We start from the raw sequence: 19162 nt of genomic DNA, 5'->3' as shown, positions 1-19162 counted from the left end.
CCGCAGGCCGGGGGCAGAGCCCCCAAACCACCGGTTCAAACCGCGCGCGGCCAGCCTAAAGCTCGTCCGCGTCAGGGACCGGCCCAGTCGATCTGGCAGATCTCGGCCGAGCGGCCTTCGAAATCCCAGACCCGGCCGTGGCTGCGGACCCGGCCCCTGTCGGCCTGCGCGATGGTGACGTCGGCACCCATCCAGTATTCGGTGTTCTTGACGACCACCTCCTGGTCCGGGTCCTTGCCGCCGATCGGGGTCACGGCCCCCTTGATCTTTTTGCCCACGGTCAGATGCCGGGTGCGGCCCTCGGTGGTGTAGGTCACGGGCTGACGCTCGGCCCCCAGAAACTCAGAGACCATGATCCCGAAGAGCCCGGTCGTTCCGCGCCCGGCCCCGGAAAAGATCCGCACCAAGCCGTCATAGGCCGCCTCGGAAGCCCGGTCGTCGATGAACGCCGCCGCCTTCCAGTTGCCGCGCCCCATGTTGCCGGGAATGTCCATCAGCAGCCCGACGTTCAGCCCCGAGAGGTCTTCGCCGTCGTGATGCCCCTCGTCGATCCGCACTCCGACCCAGGCCTGGCAATAGCCTTCGGTGGGCGGGTGTTTGCCAAGGCTCACCACGCAGGGGCAGAATACCGTGCAATTGCAGTTGAGGATCAACTCCCCCTTGATCGCCCAACTGGGCAGCGCGTCAGCCATTGTCGTCCTCCCTAAAGTGCGGTCACAAGCGCTTGCACGCCTGCGGCCACGATCAGCGCCCAGCCGGACGGCCGGGTCAACCAGCGCCCGATGTCGGGCAGTTTCTCAAAGATCATGAAGAGCGTCGCCGCCCCCATCCACAGCAGGTTCATCGTCCCGCCGACGAAGCCCAGCGCCATCAGCGCCCAGCAGCAGCCGAGGCAGACCACACCCAGCTCCGCGCCCATCCGCGCGGCATGTGCCGCACCGGGCCGCCACCGCCCCATGAAGAACGTCAGCGGCATCCGGCATTTGGCAAGGCAGGCCGCCTTGGCGGGCGACAGCTGATAGAGCCCCGCCCCGAGCAGCAGGACCGCGGCAAACCCACCGCGCAAGCTCCCGCCCTCACTCAAGAGCCCCAATGAGCCGAGCGCTTGTTGTGCCACCGCCCCAGCGAGCGCCGCCCCCAGCCAGACGCCAAGATAGCCCCCGGTCAAGGCTGCCGCATCGCGAATTCGGGTGGCGCCTGCGTGCCCGAGATCGAGGAACGTCGCCAGTGCCGGTGCGAAGGTCGGCAGCATCATCGCCGCCGCCATCAGCCCCCACATCGCCCAGAGCGCCCCGAGCCGTGCTTCGCCCGCCCCGATGCAGAGCGAGGCCCAGAACCCCGGCGCGGGCTCTGCCTGTCCCTGCACCGCCCAGAACAGCGCCAGCCAGCCGAAGCCGACCGCGCCATAGAACCCGATCCAGATCACGGCTCTGGGCGGGGCTGTCAGGGCCGACGAGGAAAGGGCTGCGCGCAACATGCCCTGACGCTAGCAGAGCGTCCGACCCCTCGCGAGGTCCATTTGCGTCATGTTCCGGTGCGTTATGGCCAGCCCATCCAGATCCCGACCCCGATCAGCATGGCCCCCAGTCCGACGTTCAGCCGCGCCCCGGCGGTGTCGCTTCGAAATGCCCGCGTCAGGCCGTCGCCCGCCAGCGTCCAGATCAAGAAGGCCACGAGGTTGTTCAGCGTGAAAATGGTGGCGATCAGCACCACCTCCCCTGCCCCGTTCGCAAGAAAGCCCGAGAACATGAGCCCGATGATCACGTAGGCCTTGGGGTTGAGCAGGAGCAGCATCGCCCCGTCCCGCACCGTCGCGGTTCGCACCTGTCCCGGCCCTTTGCCCAGCGCCCCGGCCCGCGTCAGCCTAGCCCCCAGCCACACCACGTAGCCTGCCCCGGCATAGCGCAGCGCGTTCCCGATCCGCCCGTTTCCCCCGGTCAGCTCTGCCAGCCCGAACCCGATGCCTAGCGTGACGATCCATGTGGCGAGGTGATAGCCCAACAGCGCCCCCGCCGCCGCCCGCACCCCGCCTTGGGCGCCCAGCGCGGCGAAGAACAGGTTTCCGGGGCCGGGGCTATAGGCCAGCGGCAGCAGGAACAGTAGCAATGCAGGGATAAGGTCGGGCATCGGACATCCTTGGTTCGGTGTCCTCTGATCTGCCCTGTGCGACCGCCTCGGGCGATCCGAAACCTGCGCCTAATGCGGCGCGAGGTTGAGACTTCGTCTAGATCCCAAGCCCGCGTGCCGCCCAGATGAGCGCCACCCCGGCCGCCACGGCGCCGAGCCCGACCAGCCGGCGCTGATCCAGCCCCAGCCGTCGCAACGCCTCGAGCATCGCCTCAATGGAAGAAGGGGCCAGCGCCCAGGCCAGCCCCTCCACCACTAATACGAGCCCGAGCGCAAAGAGCGCGGTGCCCATTTACTGTTGACCCGTCTCGCCTTGTCCGACGGGCGTGTCGTCACCCAGATAAGACAGGAACGAGCTTTCCGGCGACAGCAGCATGGTCGAATTCGACCCTTGCAAAGACCGCTCCAGCGCCTGCATCGACCGGTAGAAGTCGAAGAAGTCGAGGTCTTCGCCAAAGGCCGTGGCGAAGGTGTTCGACGCCAGCGCGTCGGCCTCACCGCGGGTGATCTGCGCGTCCCGCTCTGCCTCGGAGATGGTCTCGGTCACGGTCCGGTCGGCAAGCGCCCGAACCCGCTGCGCGGCTTCGTTACCACGGGCGATCTCGTCGGCGGCCTCCCGCTCCCGTTCGGCCCGCATCCGGGCGAAGGTCGCGTCGAGGTTCTGATCGGGCAGGTTGGTCTGCTTGAGCCGCACGTCGACCACGTCGAGGCCGAGGCTGAGTGCCTGAGCCCGGGACTGGTCGCGGATACGGTTCATCAGAACCCGCCGTTCTTGCGAGAGGATGGTGTCGGACGTGACCTGATCGGCACCCAGCACTTCGCGGATCTGCGAGTTGAGGATGTCGCCCAGCCTGTCTTCTGCCGTCCGAAGACCACCAACGCCGACCGCTTGCCGGAATTGCACCACATTGGCGATCCGATACCGGGCGAAAGCGTCCACCACCAGACGACGGTCGTCCGAAGGTGTCACCTCGATGGTGTCGGTGTCGAGCGACAGGATCCGGTCGTCATACTTCACGACCTCCTGGATCAGCGGGATCTTGAAGCCGAGACCCGGCGTTTCCTTGACGGTCACGATCTGACCGAACTGGAGCACCAGCGCCTTTTCCCGTTCGTCGACCACATAGATGGACGACAGGAAACCAGCGATCACGACGACCAGTGCGGGGAGGAGATATGCTGCTTTGTTCATGTCTTAGTTCCCCTGCGTCGTAGCGGCGGCAGCCGCGTTGTTGTCACGCACCAGCTCGTTGAGAGGCAGGAACGGGACAACCCCGGTGCCGCCCTCGGAGCCGCCGGAGACGGACGGATCAAGGATGATCTTGGTCACACCACCCAGCACACGTTCCATCGTTTCGAGATAGATACGGCGACGGGTGACGTCTTCGGCGTTCTGATACTCGGCCAGAATGGCGCTGAACCGGCTGGCCTGACCAAGCGCATCGTTGGTGACGCGGGCGCGGTAGCCCTCGGCCTCTTCGATGATCTGGGCCGCCTGACCACGGGCCTCGGCGAGAACCCGGTTGGCATAGGCGTCGGCCGTCCGTTGCAGACGGTCGCGCTCTTGCTCTGCGGCCTGCACTTCACGGAAGCTGTCGATGACCTCGGCCGGCGGGTCGGCCTTGGCGAGGTTGACCCGGACGATGTTGATGCCCGCGTCGTATTCGTTCACCGTGGCCTGGATGTTCTCCCGCGCGGTGTCGGCGATCAGACCCCGGTCCCGGTTGAGGATTGGTGCCAGGGTCGAGGCTGCGATGATTTCGCGCATCACCGATTCAGACACCGCCTGCACGGTCTGCTGCGGATCCGAGAGGTTGAACAACAGCTTTGCCGGATCGTTCACGTTCCAGACCACCTGAAATCCGATGTCCACGATATTCGCATCCGTGGTCAGCATCAGGCCGGTGTTGTCGCTGCGAAGCCCGCCGGTGCCGATGCTTTCGGTCCGCTCGGAGGTCACGTTGACGACTTCGTAGGTGACGAACGGATAGGGCGCGAAGTTCAGGCCCGGCTCTCCCGTCGAAGAGTAGGAGCCAAGGAACAGCTCGACCGACTGCTCTTCGGGCCGCACCGTGTAGAACGACATGAAGCCCCAAAGAAGCACAGCCGCCAGCAGGCCCAGACCCACGGTCCCGCGAGTCAGCTTGGGCCCGGTCGGACCGCCGCTGCCGCCGTTCATGCCGCCCCGGTTGCCGCCGCCGCCCATCAGGACGCGCAGTTGTTCGCGCCCCTTGTTGACCAGATCGTCGATCTCGGGGATTTGCGGCCCCTCGCCCTGACCCGGCCTGCGCCCTCCCAGGGGCCGGTTGCCTTTGTCGTCATCGTCGTCCGGGCCCCGGCCACCGCCGCCGCCACCCCAGGGACCTCCGTTATTACCAGCCATGAAGCTTGTCTTTCCCTTCGTGTTCACCAGCGCCTGCAAGATGGACGCTCTTACGGTCTTAATTGGGCGTAAAGCGCCCGAATTCAAGCGCTCCTGACAGGATCGCGCATCGTTACGAGTTCTTCGGACATGGTCGGGTGCACCGCCACGGTCCGGTCGAAGTCTTCTTTTGTTGCCCCCATCTTCACCGCGATCCCGGCCAGCTGGATCATCTCTCCGGCCTCGGGTGCGACGATGTGGCAGCCCAGAACCTTGCGGGTTTCCTTGGAAACCACCAGCTTCATCAGCACCCTGTCGGATTTGCCCGCAAAGGCGGTCCGCATCGGTTTGAACGAGGTGCAGTAGATGTCGACCGGCTCCTGGTCGCGCGCCTGCTCTTCGGTCAGCCCCACGGTGCCCAGCTCCGGCTGGGTAAACACCGCCGACGGGATCAGCTCGTGATCGACGGGGGTCGGGTTGCCCTTGAACACCGTCTCGACGAAGGCCATGCCCTCGCGGATCGCCACCGGGGTCAGGTTGACCCGGTCGGTCACGTCGCCGATGGCATAGATCGACGGCACCGCCGTCTGCGAATACTCGTCCACCACGATCTCGCCGCGGCGCCCGGTCTCGACGCCGATCTCCTCGAGCCCGAGCCCCTCGGTATTGGCCTGACGCCCGGTGGCAAACAGCACCCGGTCAAAGACCTTCTCGGCCCCGTTGGTCGATTTGACCCAGGCCGGGCCGGGCTGCGGCGCGGCGGCCTCGCCCTTGACATGTGTGGTCAGCTCTTCGGCGGGCATCCCCATATCGGTGGCCTCGGCCTCGCTGGCCGGGCGCATCTCGACGATATTGGTGCCCAGGTGCAGATCGATCCCGGCCTCGATCATCGCCTCGGCGATCAGGCCGCGGGCTTCCTCGTCGAAACCGCGCAGGATCTGGGCGCCCCGGTAATACTGCGTCACCTCGACCCCGAGCCCGTTGAGAATGCAGGCAAATTCGCAGGCGATATAGCCGCCGCCGATGATCAGCACGCTCTTGGGCAGCGCCGCCATGTTGAAGATGTCGTCCGACACCATGCCCAGCTCGGCATGGCTCAGCTCCGGGCGGACCGGGTGGCCGCCGGTGGCGATCAGGATGTGCTTGGCAGTCACCTCCTTGTCGGCCAGCTTGACGGTATGGGCATCGACCAGAGTGGCGCGGCAATCGTGCATCTCCACGCCCGACCCGTCCAGAAGGCGGCGATAGACCTGCTCCAGCCGGTCCAGTTCGTCGTTCAGCTTGGCATGGAACGGCGCCCATTCGAACGCGCCGTCGGACAGATCCCAGCCGTAGGCGCGGGCCTCGGGGATCATCTCGCGGAACGACGAGGCAAAGACCATCAGCTTCTTGGGCACGCATCCGCGGATGACACAGGTGCCACCCATGCGGCTTTCCTCGGCCAGACCGACCTTGGCACCGGTCGCCGCCGCCACGCGCGCCGCGCGCACGCCGCCGGAGCCGCCGCCGATGACAAACAGATCATAGTCGAATGTGGTCACAAGACGCCCTCCTGATGCTTCGGAGAGGGTATTCCACAGCCCCGCCCGGATTGCCAGAGGATGCGCCGCCAAGGCACAGGGCCGTGATCGTCATCCGCCCCTCCCCTTCATCTTGGCCGGAAAACTCCGGGGGACGCGCGGCACGCGCGGGGGGCAGAGCCCCCAGCCCGGCCGCCACCCGCGCCCTCAATCAGATATGTCGCCGAACAGGTTCTCGTCTTCGAGGAAATCGAACTTCTCCTCCTCGACCGAGCCCTTGTTCACGTCGCGCACCTCGACCTTGCCGTCGCCGTAACCGATGACGACCACGTCGCAGATGTCGATGAACAGCCCGTTCTCGACGACCCCGGGGATCTGGTTGAGCACGAGGCTGAGCTGCCGTGCATGGCCGATCCGGTTCAGGTGCAGGTCGATGATGTGGTTGCCCTCGTCCGTGACGAAGGGCACCTCGCCGTTCATCCGCAGGGTCGTGGTCCGGCCCAGCACGTCCATGCTGATCAAGGTCTCTTCGACCAGCGCCTTGGTGGTCTGCCAGCCGAAGGGGATCACTTCGATGGGCAGCGGGAACGCCCCGAGCGTCTCGACCTGTTTGCTGATATCGGCGATCACCACCATCTGGTCGCTGGCCGTGGCGACGATCTTTTCCTGCAACAGCGCCCCGCCGCCGCCCTTGATCAGGTTCAGGTTGCTGTCGTATTCGTCGGCCCCGTCGATGGTCACGTCGAGCCATTTCGCCTCGTCGAGCGAGATCACCTCGATGCCTACGTCCCGGGCCAACGCCGCCGTCCGGCTCGACGTCGGCACGCCCTTGATCCGCAGACCTTCGTCGCGCACCATTTCGCCGAGGCACCGCACCAGCCATGCCGCCGTGGAGCCGGTGCCGAGCCCGACCCGCATGCCGGTTTCGACATATTGCGTCGCCCGCTTGGCCGCCACGAATTTGGCCTTGTCGATGGGGGAAAGCTCGCCAGTCATGAGATGCGCCTTGTTCGGTTCAAAAATGTTGGCTGTCTTATAGGTAAGATGTGGCTTTGGCGCGAGGGGCTTTGGCAGGAATCTGTTAACGGATTTTGCGCGCTCGCCAGCGCGCCGCCTCGCCATGCTGCCGGACCGCCCAAACCATGCGAGCCTGACGCCACCCCGCGGCCCCGATCAACGGTCAGTCCCGCTCGATCGGCATGCCCACCATGCTGCCCCATTCGGTCCAGGATCCGTCATAGACCCGCACATTGCGAAACCCCAGAAGCTCGGTCATCGCAAAGCTCGCCAGGGTCGCCCGGTGCGACAGCCTGCAATAGCAGATGATCTTCTGGTCCGCGTCGCCCACATGCGCCCCGACGATTTCGGCAAGCTCCTCGCGCGACCGAAAGCTGGTGTCGTCGTTCAGAAGCGCCTCGAAAGGCAAATGCACGGCCCCCGGAATCCGTCCGGCCCGCTCGGCCCCGACGTCTGGTTTGCCCGGCACACCGACCCGTTCGCCGTTGTATTCCTCGGCCGAGCGGTGATCGAGGATCAGCCAGTCGGGATCGCCCAGCGCGTTGAGCACGTCATCCCGCCCGGCCCGCAGATCGGGTTGCTTCATACCCAACTCGTAGCGGACCGGGGCGATCTCTGGCCTGTCGGTTGTGATCGGCCGGCCCTCACGCTCCCATTTGACCTGTCCGCCGTCCAGCAGCCGCACGTCCGCATGTCCGGCGAGCCGCAGCACCCACCATGCATAGGTTCCGAATTGCACCGGCACGCCATAGATCACCACGGTCGAGCCCGCGTGTATCCCCGCCGCCCCCATCCGGGCACAGAAATCGGCGTCGGTCGGAAACTGACGCTCGAACGGATCCCAAAGCGCCGCTTTCCAGTTCCAGCCGACCGCCCCCGGAATATGCCCGGCCTCGTAGGCCGTCAGCCCCTCCCAGCCGATCTGGATCAGTCGCAGGTCCGGGTCGTCGATATGTGCCGCCAGCCAGTCGGTATCGACCAAGTTGCCCATGCTGTCCTCCGGCTTGCCCTGCGTCGCCGTCCAGCCCTGTCGCTGGCGTCTGTCAGGGGCGTCTTGATAGTTTAGACAGGAGTGCCGTTGTTTTGAAACCCTGCCTGCCCCGTCATGATGTCACGCCGCCCGCCGCGCCGTCATTCGTTGCGCGATTTTCGTCTGACTGGTCGTTTTCGTGCCGACCTCCGGTTGGGGCCGGTGTAGGGTCGCGCCATGACCCTGCGCCTGCATTACGCCCCCGACAACGCCTCGCTCTGCATCCGCCTCGCGCTGGAGGCGGGCGGCTTTGCCTATGAGACCGCTCTGGTCGACCGCCGCCGTCATGGCCACAAGGCACCGGCCTATCTGGCGCTCAATCCCAACGGGCTGATCCCGGTGCTGGAGACCCCGCAGGGTGCCCTGTTCGAGACCGGCGCCATCCTGTTGTGGCTTGCCGATCAGCGCCCCGGTCAGATGTTTCCCGTCCCGGACGCGCCTGACCGAGGCCCGGCGCTGACGTGGCTGTTCTGGATGGCCAACACGCTGCATCCGACCCTGCGCACTTGCTTTTATCCGCATCTCTACGGCTCTGACCCGAAGGATATCCGCGCCAACGCCCTCGCCCGCCTTGCCGCCCAACTCGATCTGGTCGAGGCCGCACCGCAGGCCTATGCGTCGACGTTGGCCCGGTGCTATCTGGCCCCCCTGCTGCGCTGGGCGGTGATCTATGCCGAGGCCGAGCCTGCGCTGGATCTGGCCCGCTGGCCTGCCCTGCGGGCGATGGCGGCGGCGTTCGAGACCACCCCCGCCGCGCTGGCCGCGGCCCGCGCCGAGGGCCTTGGCCCGGCCCCGTTTTCCGATCCTCGTCTGCCCAATCCTCCCGAAGGAAGTGCTGTCTGATGTTCCTCTCTGTCTTTGACATGTTCAAGGTGGGCGTCGGCCCGTCGTCGTCGCACACCATCGGCCCGATGGTCGCGGCGGCCCGGTTTCTGGACCATCTGCGCGGCCTGCCCTTTTCGGTGGCGGGCCTGCGGGCGACGCTGCACGGCTCGCTCGCCTTCACGGGCGTCGGCCATGCGACGGACCGGGCGGTGATCCTCGGCCTCGCCGGGTTTCGCGCCGACGATTACGACGCCGAAAGGGCCGAGGCCGAACTGGCCCGGATCAAGGCCGAGCACACCGTCAGCCCCGACGGCCTGCCCGAGCTGGTCTTTGACCCGGCCGAGCATCTGGTATTTGACTATGGTCCGAACCTGCCCGGCCATGCCAACGGCCTGATCCTCAAGGCGACCGACGCCCAGGGCGACGTGATCACCCAGGTGACCTACTACTCCATCGGCGGCGGCTTTGTGCTGACCGAGGCCGAACTGGCGGCGGGCAAGGACACCGACGACGGCCCGCCCGTTCCCTACCCGTTCAAGAGCGCCGCCGAGATGTTGCAGATGGCCGCCGCCAGCGGCCTGACCATCGCCGGGATGAAGCGCGCCAACGAGCTGTCGCGCCGGAGCGCCGCCGATCTGGACAAGGGCCTGACCCGCATCTGGGAGGTGATGAACGCCTGCATCGACCGTGGCCTGACCACCGATGGCATTCTGCCCGGCGGCCTGAAGGTCAAGCGTCGCGCCATGGCGATCCACGAGAAGTTGCAGGCCGAGCGCGGCCTGAACATGACCGCCCCGCATACGATCAACGACTGGATGTCGACCTATGCGATGGCCGTCAACGAGGAGAATGCCGCCGGCGGTCAGGTAGTGACGGCCCCCACAAACGGTGCCGCCGGCGTCGTTCCCGCGACGATCCGTTACTGGCTCGATTTCGTGCCCGGTGCCAGCCCCGCCAAGGTGGCCGATTTCCTGCTGACCGCCGCCGCCATCGGCGGGCTGGTCAAGTTCAACGCCTCGATCTCGGGCGCCGAGGCGGGCTGTCAGGCCGAGGTGGGCAGTGCCGCCGCGATGGCCGCCGCCGGTCTCTGTGCGGTGATGGGTGGCAGCCCCGAGCAAGTGGAGAACGCCGCCGAGATCGCCCTGGAGCATCATCTGGGCATGACCTGCGATCCGGTCCGCGGCCTCGTGCAGGTGCCCTGTATCGAACGCAACGGGCTGGGCGCGATCAAGGCGGTGTCGGCGGCGAGCCTTGCCCTGCGCGGGGACGGCACCCATTTCGTCCCGCTCGATGCCGCCATCGAGACCATGCGCCAGACCGGCGCCGACATGAGCGAAAAGTATAAGGAGACGGCGCTGGGTGGCCTGGCGGTGAACGTCCCGAACTGCTGAGGTGCGGGGCGCTCCTGCCCGCCCGAGGCGGGTCTGGCCCCTGTCGGATGCCTCCGGCGGGGATATTTTCGACCCAAAGAAGATGGGTGCTGCGCCCTCGTTCTCGGGGTGCGATTTCGGGGGTCTGTGAGGCCACTTGCCGCGCGTCGGAGCCGGTTCTAGGGTGACCGGATGGTAAAGCCAGATACGACCCTCGATCGCCCGATGCTGGGCATTGCCCTGATGCTTGGGTTTTGCATTTTGGCCCCGTTGGGCGATGCCTTGGCCAAGCTATTGGGCGGCACGGTTCCGATTTCGGTGCTGGTTCTGGTGCGCTTCGCGGCGCAGCTTGTCCTGCTGCTTCCCATCGTGATCGTCACACGCATGTCGGTCCGCTGCACGCCCCGGGTGTTTGCCCTGCTCGCCCTGCGCACGTTGCTTCATATGGCCGGCATGGGCCTGATGTTCAGTGCGTTGCAGTATTTGCCGCTGGCCGATGCCGTGGCCATCGCCTTTGTGATGCCCTTCATCATGCTGCTGCTGGGCAAGTTCGTGCTGGCCGAGGATGTCGGTCCGCATCGCCTTGCCGCCTGCGCCGTCGGCTTTGTCGGGACCTTGCTCGTCATTCAGCCCAACTTCGCCCAAGTGGGTTGGCCGGCCCTGCTTCCCCTTGGCGTGGCGATCGTCTTTGCCCTCTTCATGCTGGTGACCCGGGTCGTCGCCCGACAGTTCGATCCGATCGCCTTGCAGGCTATCAGCGGCGCTCAGGCGATTGTCCTGCTTGTCCCTGCCCTTCTGCTATGGCCCGGCGCCCCCTTGGCGGCGGTGCCTGAGCTCGACGCGGGCACCCTGTGGCTCTTGGCGGCGATGGGGCTGTTGGGCTGCGGGGCACATCTGTTCATGACCTGGTCGCTGCGCTTTGCCCCTTCGGCCACGCTCGCCCCGATGCAATATCTGGAGATCCCGTTCAGCACCCTGATCGGATGGCTGGTCTTTCAGGCGCTGCCCAACGGTCTGGCCGCTCTTGGCATCGCGATCACCATCGCCTCGGGCCTCTATATCATCCACCGCGAGCGGGCCATGTCTCGCAAGCTTCCGGCGCCTGTAGCGCCCTGACGACCTCTGCGAGCTCTTCCCGCGGCAGGATGACCAGCATTCCGGGGCCGTCGGGCCGGAGCCGGACCGCCCCCCTGGCCGCGTTCGACGTGCCGATCCGACCGGAGGGGGCGAAGTGCAGCCCGTCGGTCGGCCATTCCAGCCCCTCGGACCGCATCTGCACCGGCCCCATCGGAAACAGCGAGACCGGTGTCCCCGCGGCGAGGTCGAGATGCACCGTCGGCGGGCAGAGGAACACCACGTTCCCGGCCCCGAGCGCCACGCACCTCTGCCCCGGCCGACAGACCAGACCGTTGAGCATCGCCAGTTCGTGATCGAGCCGACCGCCCATCACCCCGAGCGCGATGACCAGCGGTGCCGCGATGTGACGCAGCGCCTTGTCGAAATCGGTGGTCTCCTGTTCGGGCACCGGGTGGAGCAAATCGGCGAAGGCCTCTCGCGCGGCGTCGCTGATGCTGTCCATGTCGCCGATCACCGCGACGGGCCGAAGCCCCGCGGCCAGAACCGTCTGAGCACCGCCATCGGCCGCAACTAGGGTTGGGGCGAGACTTAAGGCTATGGTAAGGTCATTGTCGCTAAGTTGAGATCCACCTACCAGCGTCACTGGCGTATTTCTGGAAACAATTGTCATAGGGGTGCCCGATTATGCCTCGAATTGGAAACATGCCCTAAAAGGGTCACGAAATAATACCTCCAATAACCTGATCCTGTTCCGGTTTGCGAACCAATGGATGGTAAACACAGTGTTGCTGGGATTGGAAAGAAGCGAGCAGAAACATGGTTGGAACGAGTAAGATTCTCACCGTCTCATATGGAACGTTTTCGTGCACCCTCGAGGGGTTCGATGATTCCTTTTCGACGATGAAAGCGATTGCGGAGTATTTCCGCGATCTGGCGGCGGACGACCGATACTTCGGCGCCGAACCACCGACCCCGGATGCGGAGATGCTGGCCCGAATCGCAGAGCGCGAGATTGCCCGCAGGGTCGATGCCCGCACCGACGGCACCGATATCGTGCTGCGCGCCAGTCAGGCCCTGCCCGACGCCGGGCGCGTGTCTGATCCGCCGGCCGAGGCACCTGCCGATCCGGTTTCCGCCCAAACCGATGCTGCCCGGGAGGACGCTGCCGCCAATCCCGAGGCCGACGTGGCCGAAGCCACTCCCGGCTCCGAAACGGAGGCCGAGGCTTCCCCGCTGCTCGCGGTTTCGGAGCCGGTCGCTTCGGCGCCCGCCGATGCCTCTGCCGACGAGGACATCGACGACGGCTTTTATGCCGACGCCAGTGCCGACGACTACGAGGACGAGGACGACTACGAGGAGACCTATTCCGAGGCCGCTTCCGCCCAAGACGCCGAGCTGGACGACGATGACATCTTCCTGAGCGATGCCGACGCCCCGGCCGAACCGGAAGCCCCCGTTGCGATGCCGCCTGCGGCCACGCGCCCCGCCCCCCGGCAGGTCTATGTGGAGCATGCGCCAAAGCCGGCCCCTGTCGCGGCCCCGAAGGTCGAGGTTCCCGCTCATCCCGATGCCGACAGCGTCGCCGCGAAACTGCAACGCATCCGCGCCGTGGTCAGCAAGCAGGCCAGCGCCCCGTCGGTCAGCGATCTGGCGGCAGAGGACGACATGCCCGCCATGCCCTCCGTTGCCAACCGCGCCGCGATTGCCGCCCTGACCCGTGGCATGGCCGACGCGCCGGCACAGGACGCCGCCGCCTCTGACGAGAGCACGCAGGACGCAGCCGAGGATCAAGCCGCCGAAGCCGTGTCCGACGAGGCAGCGACCACAGATGCACAGACCACCGATGCACAGGCTTCGGATGCACAGGCTTCGGATGCAGAGACCAAGGCCGCACCGGTTCGCGCCCGCGTCATCAAGATGCGCCGCGCCGATTTCGATCGCGCCGTGGCCCGTGGGCAGCTGGACGCGGAGGTCGAAGCCCCGGCAGCCGACGATGCGGCCGCAGGTGCCGACGCAGACGACAGCGCCGCACTGCCCCTGTCAAACAGCCCGGTATTCGACGCCGAAGACCCCGCCATCGACGCCTATGCGGCAGACGAAGTCGACCTCTCCGCACAGGACGAGGACGAGGACGAGGCTGACGCGCTGTCCGACGACACGGCGCAGGACGATGTCGATGCCCTGACGGACGACGAGTTCGCAGCGGAAGTGGCGTCCGACGAGGCACCGCTCGACGAGGTTTCCGCCGAGGACACGCCCTTTGGCCCGGAAGACGAGATCGCCTCGGAAGAGGACCTGGCCGACCTCGAGACGCTTGATGCGCCGATGGCGGACGAGGCTGCCGACGAAGCCTCGGACCTCTCCGCCGAGGACGAAGCCGAGCTGATGGCCGAACTGGCTGCCGTCGAGCGCGAAATGGGTCTGGCAAAAGAGGCCGTGCAACCCGAGGAGATCGCAGAGAACTACGGCGCCGCCGATGCGGATGAGGCCGACGCGGATGAGGCAGCCGATACCGCTGCCGACCACGACGCCGAAACCGCAGAGGTCAGCACCGACGCCGAAGCCGAGGCGGCAGACGAGCCGGTGGCGATGGCCGAAACCAGCGAACAGGCACCGCGCCGCGTCCGCCGTGTGCAGATGCTCAGCGGCCCGGACGAGGACGAGGCCGCCGTTTCGCGGATCATGTCCAAGGCCGACGCGCAACTGAACGAGCCGGATTCGAACCGTCGCCGCGAGGCGATCGCCCAGCTCAAGGCCGCTGTCGCCGCCAAGGAAGCCGCCCGCAGCCTGGGCGAAACCGACGAGGACGACGGCGAAGTCGAGAACGCCTTCCGCAAGGATCTGCGCGATGTCGTGCGCCCCTCCCGTCCGCAGGCGGCCCCTGCCCGGACCGAGCGGCCCCGCGCCGCACCGCTCAAGCTGGTCGCCGCACAGCGGGTCGACATGCCCGCCGCCGAGGCCGCGCCGAAAGCGCCGGTCGCTCCGGTCCGGCCGCGCCGCGTCGCCATCGAGCCTGCCGCCCCGGCAGCCGCCACCGCCGAAGCTGCGGCCAAGGCCGGTTCCTTTGCGGATTTCGCAGAAGAGATGGGCGCGCATTCGCTGGGCGACCTTCTCGAAGCGGCGGCAGCCTACACCGCCTTTGTCGAAGGGTCCGAGGATTTCTCCCGCCCGCAGCTGATCAACAAGGTCCGCGAGACATCGGACGAGTTCAGCCGCGAAGACGGGCTGCGGTCCTTCGGCACGCTGCTGCGCGAAGGCCGCATCCAGAAGGTCCGCAACGGGCGGTTCCAGATCTCGGACGAGACCCGGTTCCACCCGGAGCGCCGCGCAGGCTGAGCCTGCGCCACAGCAAAGACGCAAACGGGCTCCCATCGGGAGCCCGTTTTCCGTTTGGGAAGACGCCCGCTAGAGGGGCGATTGGGCTGGAAATCGAAAGAATTGCGGGCCCGATCAATTTCGATCAAGCGCTGCGTCCGGCGCTGTGCCAGTTTCGGTCCCATGACAGAGCCGTTTCGCCCTCCCTCTCTGATCGTCACAGCACTGTGGCACATCGAATCCGCGCGTGATCCGGCGCCGACGCTGGAGCAATTGGCGAAACGATGCGGTGTCAGCCCGGCCCATTTGATCCGGGCGATGCGCCTTGCGACGGGTCAGTCACCGATGGCCCACCTTCGCGCCCGCACCCTGACCAAGGCGGCCAGACGTCTGGCCGCGACACCGGACGACATTCTCCAAGTCGCCCTCGACGCGGGCTATAACTCGCACGAGGCCTTCACCCGTGCGTTCACCTCGGCCTTCGGGTGTCAGCCGTCGGCCTTGCGCCGTGGCACGCCCCTGGCCACCCTTCCCCTGACGGAGCCTTTCATCATGTCGACCCAACCCGCAAAAGCCCTGCCCGCCCCGCGCCTCGACTCCCGCCCCGGTTTCGAGGTCACGGGCATGGCCGACCGTTTCACGTTTGGCACCATCCCGACGATCCCGGCCCTGTGGAGCGTGCTCAACGCCCGAGAGGACGAGCTTTCCCCGACCGAGCCCTGCGCCTTTGGCATCAGTTATGACACCACCGGCGGAGACGGGTTTCGCTATATCGCGGGCTTTGCCACCGCGCATGGCGCCGATGTGCCGGAGGGGATGACACGGCTCAAGGTGCCGGAGGGCCGTTATGCGGTCTGGCTCCATGACGGGCATGTCAGCGAGATGCACCAGACCATGCAGGCGATTTTCGACACCGGCTTGGCCAAGGCGGGGCTCAGCGCCCGCGCGGCCCCTGAGCTGGAGGTCTATGACGCACGTTTCGATCCCAAGACCGGCAGCGGCCCGGTCGAATTGTGGATACCCGTGGAGGCGTAGTTCGCCGGTCAGTCCTGCGGCGGATCGTTCGGATCCGCCTGCCCGACCCCCATGAACACCCGCTTGAGCGGGATCGCCCAGAGCACACCCAGCCCCACGTAGATCGCCAGTTCCACAAGGAACGGCGGTTGCCCGTAGGTGTCATAGACAAAGCCCATGACCCCCATGACCACCAGCACATAGAGTGGAATCCCCACCAACAGGATCAGCAGGGACCAGCGTTTCTTGGCTTTGTGGCTCAGCGCCATGGGCACTCCTCAGTCGGCGAACGGGTCGCGCACGAGGATCGTGTCCTCGCGCTTGGGCGAGGTAGAGAGTAGGGCGACGGGCGCGCCGATCAACTCTTCGACCCGGCGCACGTATTTGATCGCCTCGGCGGGCAGATCGGCCCAGGACCGTGCCCCTTCGGTCGATTCCGACCAGCCCGGCATTTCCTCGTAGACCGGCACGCAACGCGCCTGACGGTCGGCGGCGGTGGGCAGATAGTCGAGCACTTCGCCGTCGAGTTCGTAGCCGGTGCAGATCTTGAGCGTCTCGAAGCCGTCGAGCACATCGAGCTTGGTCAGCGCGATGCCGGTCACGCCGGACGTCACGCAGGTCTGCCGCACCAGCGTGGCGTCGAACCAGCCGCAGCGCCGCTTGCGCCCGGTGGTGGTGCCGAATTCGTGGCCCCGCTCGCCCAGCCGCTGCCCGTCCTCGTCGAGCAGTTCGGTCGGGAACGGCCCTTCGCCGACGCGGGTGGTATAGGCCTTGACGATGCCCAGAACGAAATCGATCGCCCCCGGACCGATCCCGGTGCCGGTGGCCGCCTGCCCCGCGATCACGTTGGAGGAGGTCACGAAGGGATAGGTGCCGAAGTCGATGTCGAGAAGCGCGCCCTGCGCCCCTTCGAACAGGATCCGCTTGCCGGCCTTGCGCTTTTCGTCGAGCACTTTCCAGACCGGGGCCGCGTATTCCAGCACCTTCGGCGCGATCTCGCGGAGTTGTGCCAAGAGCCCGTCCCGGTCGATGGGCGTCAGCCCCAGCCCGTTGCGCAGCGCATTGTGGTGCACCAGCGCCCGGTCGACCCGCAATTCCAGCGTGGCGTCGTCGGCCAGATCGGCGACCCGGATGACCCGGCGGCCGACCTTGTCCTCATAGGCCGGGCCGATGCCCCGCCCGGTGGTGCCGATCTTGGCGACGGAGTTCTGGCTTTCCCGCGCCCGGTCGAGCTCGCCGTGGAACGGCAGGATCAGCGGCGTGTTCTCGGCGATCATCAGCGTTTCGGGGCTGATCGTCACGCCCTGGGCGCGGATCGTCTCGATCTCGTTCATCAGGTGCCACGGGTCGAGCACGACCCCGTTGCCGATCACCGACAGCTTGCCCCCGCGCACCACGCCCGAGGGCAGCGCGTGCAATTTGTAGGTGACCCCTTCGACGACCAGCGTGTGGCCCGCGTTGTGACCGCCCTGAAACCGGGCGATGACATCGGCCCGTTCGCTCAGCCAGTCAACGATCTTGCCTTTGCCTTCGTCGCCCCACTGAGCGCCCACGACCACCACGTTTGCCATATCTGTCCCCTCGGAGAGTTTTCGACGCCTCCTATATCGCTGCCACGCGGCGGGCGAAACCGCATATTGCATCCCCGCCACCGCTGGACAGCCCCGCCCCGGCCCGCCATGGTGCGCCGCAACAAAACAAGAGGATCAACCCGATGGGATTTCTGCTGCGCTGGGTCTTTGCCTTCGTGCTCTTGGCCGCGACCTACAACCCGACCGAGTTCAACTATGTCGATTGGGCCTTGGCGAATTTCGACGCGCAATTGCCGTTGGTGGTGCTGGGCGGGCTGATCCTCGCCGTGTCCTATATCGTGTATATGACGGCGACCCTGCGTTCGATCGGGATGTTCGGGATGTTGCTGGTGCTGGCCATCGTCGGCGCCATCGTCTGGGTTCTCGTCGACCGGGGCGTGATCAGCCTCGCCAATCCGTCGCTCAACACCTGGCTGGCGCTGTTCGCGCTGAGCCTCGTTCTGGCCGTGGGCATGTATTGGAGCATCCTGTTCCGTCGCCTATCGGGTCAGCTGGAAGTGGACGACAACGATCCCTGACGCTCACGGCCGGGTGCGATGGCCTAGTGCCGCCGCATCCGGCCTGTCGCGCTATTCCGTACCGACGCCGATCAGCGCGAGGAACGGATCGCTGGGCGCGCCGTTGATCGTCGCGGTGTGCGGCGAATCCAGTTCGCTGCCGCCGAGCAGCACGAAGACGGTGTCGCCGGAGGGTTCCGCCCCGATGGCCGCCGTCACGGTCACCGGCCCGGAGACGTTGAACACGTCCCCTGCGAGGTTGGTCCCGGTCATCGAGCCGTTCAAATCGAAGGTCGGCACCTCGTCGTCATCGGGGACGAGCTGCACGTCGCCCGACCCGGAAAACCCGCCCTGCACCGGCGAGACGAGGGTGACATCGCTGCCGTCGATCTGGCTGAGCGTCTGATCCTGCGATGCTTCGCTGGTCAACTGGAAATAGGACAGGTCGCCGATGGTCACGTCTGTCTGGGCGTCGTCGAAGGTGACCGTTGCGTTGAGACTGCCCGAGACCCCGGTCGTCTGCGGCGCGTCGAGCGGGCCCAGCACCTCGCCGAGGATCAGCACGCCGCCACCATAGTTGGCAAATCCCGACGGCACCTGATCCTGCGTCAGATCCTTGATGGTGTCGTCAGAGAGCACGGACAACACGGGGTTGAGGTCTTGCGCCACCGCAATCGCCCCCGGATCGCCGGCGAGGCCGGCTCCGGAGGTGCAGCCAGCGACCAAAGCGATCGAGCCGAAACCGAGGCTCAGGCCTAGAACACGCGACATAATTGAAATCCCCACTCGATGTATCATCCCACCGCGTGATTCTAGTGAGCGCCCGGTGCAAAGTCTAACGAGAACTGGGTTGCGTCGGCGCGATCCAGCTTCTAGATACTCCCAGTCGCAAACCAAAGGCCGCACCTGATGGAAAATGTCGTTCTGATCGTTCACCTGATCCTCGCGCTCTCGCTGATTGGCGTGGTGCTCTTGCAGCGGTCGGAAGGCGGCGGGCTTGGTATGGGCGGCGGTGGCGGCGGTGTCGTCTCGGGCCGCTCGGCGGCGACGGCGCTGGGCAAGGTGACGTGGATCCTCGCCATTGCCTTCATCTGCACCTCGATCGCGCTCACCATCATCGCAGCAGAACAATCGGCCGGCGCCTCCGTGGTCGACCGGATCACCGATGCCCCTGCCCCGGCAGCCCCGGCGCTGCCCGATCTGGGTGATGCCCTGTTGCCACCGACGGGCGGCGACGCGACGCCGCTGGTTCCACAGGCAGACTGAGCCAAGCCACAACAGATGGCCGTCCGGGCCATTTGATCAACATCATGTTGCGGCACCGGTTGCGCTGCGGGGGCGAATCCGGCTATTCTTAAATCCCGTGATACCGCGCATCCGACGCTGCGCGGCTCCACTCAAATTTGCTACTTCACG

The 19162-nt window shown here is 66.3% G+C and carries 20 protein-coding genes; 7 read left to right on the top strand and 13 right to left on the bottom strand.

Going from position 1 to position 19162, the window contains the following annotated elements:
- Positions 1-71: 71 nt before the first annotated feature.
- The 9 genes from LOM8899_RS18345 to LOM8899_RS18305 form a co-directional block, all read right to left on the bottom strand.
- Positions 72-692: a DUF1326 domain-containing protein gene (locus LOM8899_RS18345; RefSeq protein WP_093993714.1), complete on the bottom strand. Its 621-nt coding sequence runs from the start codon at positions 690-692 to the stop codon at positions 72-74.
- Positions 693-703: 11 nt separating this feature from the next.
- A complete protein-coding gene (locus LOM8899_RS18340; RefSeq protein WP_093993713.1) occupies positions 704-1477 on the bottom strand; it encodes a DUF2182 domain-containing protein in 774 nt (257 codons plus the stop codon).
- 62 nt (positions 1478-1539) lie between these two features.
- The gene (locus tag LOM8899_RS18335; RefSeq protein WP_093993712.1) at positions 1540-2127 is read right to left on the bottom strand and encodes a LysE family translocator; all 588 of its coding nucleotides are present in this window, start codon (positions 2125-2127) and stop codon (positions 1540-1542) included.
- Between the two features lie 97 nt (positions 2128-2224).
- On the bottom strand, positions 2225-2419 hold the full coding sequence (locus LOM8899_RS18330; RefSeq protein ID WP_093993711.1) for a DUF2065 domain-containing protein: 195 nt from the start codon (positions 2417-2419) through the stop codon (positions 2225-2227).
- Positions 2420-3319: a protease modulator HflC gene (gene hflC, locus LOM8899_RS18325; protein ID WP_093993710.1), complete on the bottom strand. Its 900-nt coding sequence runs from the start codon at positions 3317-3319 to the stop codon at positions 2420-2422.
- A 3-nt stretch (positions 3320-3322) separates the two neighbouring features.
- On the bottom strand, positions 3323-4510 hold the full coding sequence (hflK, locus tag LOM8899_RS18320; RefSeq protein WP_093993765.1) for an FtsH protease activity modulator HflK: 1188 nt from the start codon (positions 4508-4510) through the stop codon (positions 3323-3325).
- Positions 4511-4593: 83 nt separating this feature from the next.
- Complete coding sequence (gorA, locus tag LOM8899_RS18315) at positions 4594-6030, bottom strand: glutathione-disulfide reductase (RefSeq protein WP_093993709.1); 1437 nt, start codon at positions 6028-6030, stop codon at positions 4594-4596.
- A 186-nt stretch (positions 6031-6216) separates the two neighbouring features.
- Complete coding sequence (gene rpiA, locus LOM8899_RS18310) at positions 6217-7005, bottom strand: ribose-5-phosphate isomerase RpiA (RefSeq protein ID WP_093993708.1); 789 nt, start codon at positions 7003-7005, stop codon at positions 6217-6219.
- Between the two features lie 184 nt (positions 7006-7189).
- The gene (locus LOM8899_RS18305; protein WP_093993707.1) at positions 7190-8017 is read right to left on the bottom strand and encodes a sulfurtransferase; all 828 of its coding nucleotides are present in this window, start codon (positions 8015-8017) and stop codon (positions 7190-7192) included.
- A gap of 216 nt (positions 8018-8233) precedes the next feature.
- On the opposite strand from LOM8899_RS18305, the gene LOM8899_RS18300 reads away from it, so the two are divergent.
- The 3 genes from LOM8899_RS18300 (at position 8234) to LOM8899_RS18290 (ending at position 11367) form a co-directional block, all read left to right on the top strand.
- Positions 8234-8899 carry a glutathione S-transferase family protein gene (locus LOM8899_RS18300; RefSeq protein WP_093993706.1) on the top strand — a complete coding sequence of 222 codons (666 nt, stop codon included), beginning with the start codon at positions 8234-8236 and terminating at the stop codon, positions 8897-8899.
- Positions 8899-10272, top strand: a complete 1374-nt coding sequence (locus tag LOM8899_RS18295; RefSeq protein WP_093993705.1) for an L-serine ammonia-lyase — start codon at positions 8899-8901, stop codon at positions 10270-10272. Before LOM8899_RS18300 ends, LOM8899_RS18295 begins: the two co-directional genes overlap by 1 nt.
- Positions 10273-10443: 171 nt before the next feature.
- Entirely contained in the window at positions 10444-11367 is a 924-nt protein-coding gene (locus LOM8899_RS18290; RefSeq protein ID WP_093993704.1) for a DMT family transporter, read from the top strand.
- On the opposite strand, the gene LOM8899_RS18285 is transcribed toward LOM8899_RS18290, so the two are convergent.
- Positions 11312-11998 (bottom strand): thiamine diphosphokinase, encoded by a 687-nt coding sequence (locus tag LOM8899_RS18285; RefSeq protein WP_093993703.1) that lies wholly within the window; start codon positions 11996-11998, stop codon positions 11312-11314. The genes LOM8899_RS18290 and LOM8899_RS18285 overlap by 56 nt on opposite strands.
- A gap of 146 nt (positions 11999-12144) precedes the next feature.
- On the opposite strand from LOM8899_RS18285, the gene LOM8899_RS18280 reads away from it, so the two are divergent.
- Both LOM8899_RS18280 and LOM8899_RS18275 read left to right on the top strand, forming a co-directional pair.
- Entirely contained in the window at positions 12145-14664 is a 2520-nt protein-coding gene (locus LOM8899_RS18280) for a hypothetical protein (RefSeq protein ID WP_133065068.1), read from the top strand.
- Between the two features lie 162 nt (positions 14665-14826).
- Entirely contained in the window at positions 14827-15678 is an 852-nt protein-coding gene (locus LOM8899_RS18275) for an AraC family transcriptional regulator (protein ID WP_093993701.1), read from the top strand.
- 8 nt (positions 15679-15686) lie between these two features.
- Here LOM8899_RS18275 and LOM8899_RS18270 read toward each other — a convergent pair whose 3' ends face one another.
- Both LOM8899_RS18270 and LOM8899_RS18265 read right to left on the bottom strand, forming a co-directional pair.
- Entirely contained in the window at positions 15687-15926 is a 240-nt protein-coding gene (locus LOM8899_RS18270; RefSeq protein ID WP_093993700.1) for a DUF2842 domain-containing protein, read from the bottom strand.
- Between the two features lie 9 nt (positions 15927-15935).
- Positions 15936-17228, bottom strand: a complete 1293-nt coding sequence (locus LOM8899_RS18265) for an adenylosuccinate synthase (protein ID WP_093993699.1) — start codon at positions 17226-17228, stop codon at positions 15936-15938.
- A 143-nt stretch (positions 17229-17371) separates the two neighbouring features.
- Here LOM8899_RS18265 and LOM8899_RS18260 point away from each other — a divergent pair, with 143 nt between their 5' ends.
- Positions 17372-17767, top strand: coding sequence for a DUF6524 family protein (locus tag LOM8899_RS18260; protein WP_093993698.1), 396 nt, complete (start codon positions 17372-17374; stop codon positions 17765-17767).
- A gap of 51 nt (positions 17768-17818) precedes the next feature.
- Here the strand turns inward: LOM8899_RS18260 and LOM8899_RS18255 are convergent, their stop codons facing one another.
- Positions 17819-18517, bottom strand: a complete 699-nt coding sequence (locus LOM8899_RS18255) for a hypothetical protein (RefSeq protein WP_093993697.1) — start codon at positions 18515-18517, stop codon at positions 17819-17821.
- Between the two features lie 138 nt (positions 18518-18655).
- Between LOM8899_RS18255 and secG the strand changes: the two genes are divergently transcribed.
- Positions 18656-19012, top strand: a complete 357-nt coding sequence (secG, locus tag LOM8899_RS18250; protein WP_093993696.1) for a preprotein translocase subunit SecG — start codon at positions 18656-18658, stop codon at positions 19010-19012.
- Positions 19013-19162 lie beyond the last annotated feature (150 nt).

The organism is Flavimaricola marinus, from assembly GCF_900184895.1.
Classification (GTDB): domain Bacteria; phylum Pseudomonadota; class Alphaproteobacteria; order Rhodobacterales; family Rhodobacteraceae; genus Flavimaricola; species Flavimaricola marinus.
The sequence above is the reverse complement of the archived record's forward strand: the minus strand, read 5'-3'. Positions and strand labels throughout refer to the sequence as shown.

Bases quoted from the DNA above. Each gene is read 5' to 3' on its own strand.
- LOM8899_RS18285 (WP_093993703.1), bottom strand. From the start codon at position 11,998: ATGACAATTGTTTCCAGAAATACGCCAGTGACGCTGGTAGGTGGATCT.
- secG (WP_093993696.1), top strand. From the start codon at position 18,656: ATGGAAAATGTCGTTCTGATCGTTCACCTGATCCTCGCGCTCTCGCTG.
- hflC (WP_093993710.1), bottom strand. From the start codon at position 3,319: ATGAACAAAGCAGCATATCTCCTCCCCGCACTGGTCGTCGTGATCGCT.
- LOM8899_RS18260 (WP_093993698.1), top strand. From the start codon at position 17,372: ATGGGATTTCTGCTGCGCTGGGTCTTTGCCTTCGTGCTCTTGGCCGCG.
- LOM8899_RS18300 (WP_093993706.1), top strand. From the start codon at position 8,234: ATGACCCTGCGCCTGCATTACGCCCCCGACAACGCCTCGCTCTGCATC.
- LOM8899_RS18305 (WP_093993707.1), bottom strand. From the start codon at position 8,017: ATGGGCAACTTGGTCGATACCGACTGGCTGGCGGCACATATCGACGAC.
- hflK (WP_093993765.1), bottom strand. From the start codon at position 4,510: ATGGCTGGTAATAACGGAGGTCCCTGGGGTGGCGGCGGCGGTGGCCGG.
- LOM8899_RS18290 (WP_093993704.1), top strand. From the start codon at position 10,444: ATGGTAAAGCCAGATACGACCCTCGATCGCCCGATGCTGGGCATTGCC.
- LOM8899_RS18340 (WP_093993713.1), bottom strand. From the start codon at position 1,477: ATGTTGCGCGCAGCCCTTTCCTCGTCGGCCCTGACAGCCCCGCCCAGA.
- LOM8899_RS18335 (WP_093993712.1), bottom strand. From the start codon at position 2,127: ATGCCCGACCTTATCCCTGCATTGCTACTGTTCCTGCTGCCGCTGGCC.
- LOM8899_RS18255 (WP_093993697.1), bottom strand. From the start codon at position 18,517: ATGTCGCGTGTTCTAGGCCTGAGCCTCGGTTTCGGCTCGATCGCTTTG.
- LOM8899_RS18270 (WP_093993700.1), bottom strand. From the start codon at position 15,926: ATGGCGCTGAGCCACAAAGCCAAGAAACGCTGGTCCCTGCTGATCCTG.
- LOM8899_RS18345 (WP_093993714.1), bottom strand. From the start codon at position 692: ATGGCTGACGCGCTGCCCAGTTGGGCGATCAAGGGGGAGTTGATCCTC.
- rpiA (WP_093993708.1), bottom strand. From the start codon at position 7,005: ATGACTGGCGAGCTTTCCCCCATCGACAAGGCCAAATTCGTGGCGGCC.
- LOM8899_RS18265 (WP_093993699.1), bottom strand. From the start codon at position 17,228: ATGGCAAACGTGGTGGTCGTGGGCGCTCAGTGGGGCGACGAAGGCAAA.
- LOM8899_RS18330 (WP_093993711.1), bottom strand. From the start codon at position 2,419: ATGGGCACCGCGCTCTTTGCGCTCGGGCTCGTATTAGTGGTGGAGGGG.
- LOM8899_RS18280 (WP_133065068.1), top strand. From the start codon at position 12,145: ATGGTTGGAACGAGTAAGATTCTCACCGTCTCATATGGAACGTTTTCG.
- LOM8899_RS18295 (WP_093993705.1), top strand. From the start codon at position 8,899: ATGTTCCTCTCTGTCTTTGACATGTTCAAGGTGGGCGTCGGCCCGTCG.
- LOM8899_RS18275 (WP_093993701.1), top strand. From the start codon at position 14,827: ATGACAGAGCCGTTTCGCCCTCCCTCTCTGATCGTCACAGCACTGTGG.